Genomic DNA, 3,515 nt, shown 5'->3' with positions numbered 1-3,515 from the left:
GGGGAGCAGCCCGCCGCAGGCGTCAGGATCCGTCGGACCCCCTGGCCCCTAGCCCCGGTCCATCGCCCCCAGGGCGCGGCGGGCGGCCGGGTGGGTGCGGACGAGGTCGCCCAGCGTGGTCGTACCACGGGTGATCTTCGTGAAGGCGCGCCATGCCGGGCGGAAGCCGGTGATCGCCGCGTGGAACATCCCGGGGCGGCGAGCGAAGACCGTGTGCAGTCGGCGGCCGACGCCCATCTCCACGCCGAGCCCCGCCTTGATCGCGAATGCGTAGTTCAGGGCCTGGCGGCGGGCGTCCACCGCGTCGTGTGCCTCGGCGACGCGCACCGCCCACTCCCCCGCCAGCCGGCCCGAGCGCAGCGCGTAGGAGATGCCCTCGCGGGTCCACGGCTCCAGCAGCCCGGCCGCGTCGCCGCACACCAGGACCCGGCCGCGCGACAGCGGCGAGTCGTCGGCGCGGCAGCGGGTCAGATGGCCGGAGGAGATGCTCGGCTCGAATCCGGCGAGGCCGAGCCGGGCGATGAAGTCCTCCAGGTAGCGCTTGGTCCCGGCGCCCTCGCCGCGCGCCGAGATGACGCCGACGGTAAGGGTGTCGCCCTTGGGAAAGACCCAGCCGTAACTCCCCGGCATCGGGCCCCAGTCGATGAGCACCCGGCCCGCCCAGTCCTCCGCGACGGTCTCCGGAACGGGGATCTCCGCCTCCAGGCCGAGATCCACCTGGTCCAGCTTCACGCCGACATGCGCGCCTATGCGGCTCGCGCTGCCGTCGGCGCCGACCACGGCCCGCGCCAGCACCGTCTCACCGTCGGAGAGCACCACGGCGACCGTGCGCCGGTCGGGCACGGCCGGGCCGTGCTGCTCGACGCGGGTGACCGCGACGCCCGTACGGACCTCGGCGCCCGCGTCCTTGGCGGCGTCGACCAGGGCCGCGTCGAACTCCGGCCGGTTGATCAGCCCGAAGAGCGCGTGCTTGGAGCGGCGGGTGCGGGACAGCTTGCCGTTCAGCGAGAACGTGACCGCGTGCACCCGCTCGCGCAGCGGCAGTTCGAAACCCGGCGGAAGGGCGTCTCGCGAGGGACCGATGATGCCACCGCCGCAGGTCTTGTAGCGCGGCAGCTCGGCCTTCTCCAACAACAGCACCCGGCGCCCGGCGCAGGCGGCGGCATGGGCCGCGGAGGCACCCGCGGGGCCCGCGCCCACCACGACGACGTCCCATACCGTCTCATTGTCCGGGGCTGCGTTGTCGCTGCTCACGTGTGGATCCGCTCCCAATCGACCGACCTGATGCGCCTACCCGGCATCCTACGGCTCCCCGGCGGATGACCCCGCTGTGGGATGATCGGCCACGCGGCATCAAGCCGTACATACGTGCCCATCGCCGCGCATCCCGCCGCCGGCCCGTCGCACCCCCAGGAGGGTCTCCCATGGAGAAGGCGCCTCTCGCCGCCACCGTCGCCGCCCTGCAGCCGCGCGCCAGGGCCGAGCTGGCCGAGCTGGTGGCCTTCAAGTCGGTGGCGGACCCGGCGCAGTTCCCGCCCGGCGAATGCGAGGCGGCCGCCCGGTGGGTCGCCGACGCGCTGCGCGCCGAGGGGTTCGAGGACGTGGCGCTGCTGGACACGCCCGACGGCACCCAGTCCGTCTACGGCTTCCTGCCCGGTCCGGCCGGTGCCCCGACCGTGCTGCTCTACGCGCACTACGACGTGCAGCCCCCGCTGGACGAGGACGCCTGGCACACCCCGCCCTTCGAGCTGACCGAGCGCGACGGCCGCTGGTACGGGCGGGGCGCCGCGGACTGCAAGGGCGGCGTGATCATGCATCTCACCGCCCTGCGCGCGCTCAAGGCGAACGGCGGGGTCCCGGTCAGCGTCAAGGTGATCGTGGAGGGTTCGGAGGAGCAGGGCACGGGCGGTCTGGAGCGCTACGCCGAGGCCCATCCGGAGCTGCTGACCGCCGACGCGGTCGTGATCGGCGACGCGGGCAACTTCCGGGTCGGGCTGCCGACGGTCACGGCCACGCTGCGCGGGATGACGCTGCTGCGGGTCTCGGTGGAGACCCTGGAGGGCAATCTGCACTCCGGCCAGTTCGGCGGGGCGGCCCCGGACGCGCTCGCCGCGCTGATCCGCGTCCTGGACTCGCTGCGCGCCGAGGACGGCTCGACGACCGTCAAGGGCCTCGACGCGGACGCGGCCTGGGACGGGCTGCAGTACCCGGACGAGGAGTTCCGCAAGGACGCCAAGGTGCTCGACGGGGTCGGGCTGATCGGCTCCGGTACGGTCGCCGACCGCATCTGGGCGCGCCCGGCGGTCACCGTGCTCGGCATCGACTGCCCGCCGGTGGTCGGCGCCACCCCGTCCGTCCAGGCGGGCGCGCGGGCGCTGATCAGCCTGCGGGTGCCGCCGCGCGTGGACGCGGCCGAGGCCAACCAGCTGCTCGCCGAGCACCTCCGGTCCTCGGTGCCGTGGGGCGCGCGGCTGTCGGTGGAGCAGATCGGCCAGGGCCAGCCGTTCCGCGCGGACACCACGAGCCCGGCGTACGCGGCGATGCGGGAGGCGATGCGCCTGGCGTACGACGGGCAGGAGATGGCGATCGCCGGGCAGGGCGGCTCGATCCCGCTGTGCAACACGCTGGCCTCGCTCTACCCGGAGGCGGAGATCCTGCTGATCGGGCTGAGCGAGCCGGAGGCGCAGATCCACGCGGTCAACGAGAGCGTCTCGCCGGAGGAGTTGGAGAAGCTCTCGCTCACCGAGGCGCTGTTCCTGGGGATGTACGCGGCGGGCAAGGGCTGATCCCCCTTCACCTCGCACCCGGTCGGCGGGCGGCCCCACGGGCTGGGCCGGCCTGGTCAGCCCGTGGGGACGCCCGCTTCGAGGTACAGCGGGCGGCCCTGCTCACGGGCGCGCAGCGCCCAGCGCAGCCGGCTCAGCCGCACCGGTGGCAGCAGCGCGGCGGCCTCGCTCTCGGTGACGAAGCGCCAGCCACGCAGTTCGGAGCCGGGCAGCAGCACCTCCCGGGCGGCCGCGCTGGAGAGCTTGCCGCCGTCGAAGAGCAGCCGCAGGCCCCCGTAACCGGGCGGCTGGGGGCGCTCCCAGTCGGCCACCAGCAGCCGCAGCGGTTCGTCCAGCCGTACCCCCAGCTCCTCGGTGACCTCGCGCACCCCGGCGCACATCGGGGGTTCGCCCGGCTCGACGACGCCGCCGGGGAACTCCCAGCCGGGCTTGTAGGTGGGGTCGACGAGCAGCACCCGGTCCTCCTCGTCGAAGAGCAGGACCCCGGCGGCCAGTGTCTCCGCCCTCGGCTCCGGGGTCTGCACGATGTCGCAGATCCCGGCGCCCTCGCGGACCGCGCCGGCGATGTGCTGGGCGGTCTGGCGCGGGGTGAGCCCCGTGGTGTCCACGACATGGGCATCGGTGGTCAGCCAGGTCAGGGCCGCCCGGTAGGGCGCGAGATGGGCCAGGCACCACTGGCGTACGGACTCGCTCGCGTCCGCGTCCCCGGGTATCGCCTCGCGTTCGGCT

3 protein-coding genes are annotated in these 3,515 nt (G+C 74.3%); 1 reads left to right on the top strand and 2 read right to left on the bottom strand.

Going from position 1 to position 3,515, the window contains the following annotated elements; genetic code table 11:
* Positions 1-48: 48 nt before the first annotated feature.
* Complete coding sequence (locus GWI24_RS42105; protein ID WP_020873471.1) at positions 49-1,254, bottom strand: geranylgeranyl reductase family protein; 1,206 nt, start codon at positions 1,252-1,254, stop codon at positions 49-51.
* 170 nt (positions 1,255-1,424) lie between these two features.
* Here GWI24_RS42105 and GWI24_RS42100 point away from each other — a divergent pair, with 170 nt between their 5' ends.
* The gene (locus GWI24_RS42100) at positions 1,425-2,786 is read left to right on the top strand and encodes a dipeptidase (RefSeq protein WP_210951296.1); all 1,362 of its coding nucleotides are present in this window, start codon (positions 1,425-1,427) and stop codon (positions 2,784-2,786) included.
* A gap of 56 nt (positions 2,787-2,842) precedes the next feature.
* On the opposite strand, the gene GWI24_RS42095 is transcribed toward GWI24_RS42100, so the two are convergent.
* The coding region (locus GWI24_RS42095) for an NUDIX hydrolase (protein ID WP_210951295.1) at positions 2,843-3,515 on the bottom strand (673 nt) is incomplete at its 5' end.

It is taken from the genome of Streptomyces sp. MK37H, from assembly GCF_018035285.1.
Taxonomy (GTDB): Bacteria; Actinomycetota; Actinomycetes; order Streptomycetales; family Streptomycetaceae; genus Streptomyces; species Streptomyces endocoffeicus.
This window is presented reverse-complemented; position numbering and strand designations above follow the sequence as displayed.

Excerpts from the sequence above, each read along its gene's own strand:
- GWI24_RS42100 (WP_210951296.1), top strand. The coding sequence starts at position 1,425 with ATGGAGAAGGCGCCTCTCGCCGCCACCGTCGCCGCCCTGCAGCCGCGC.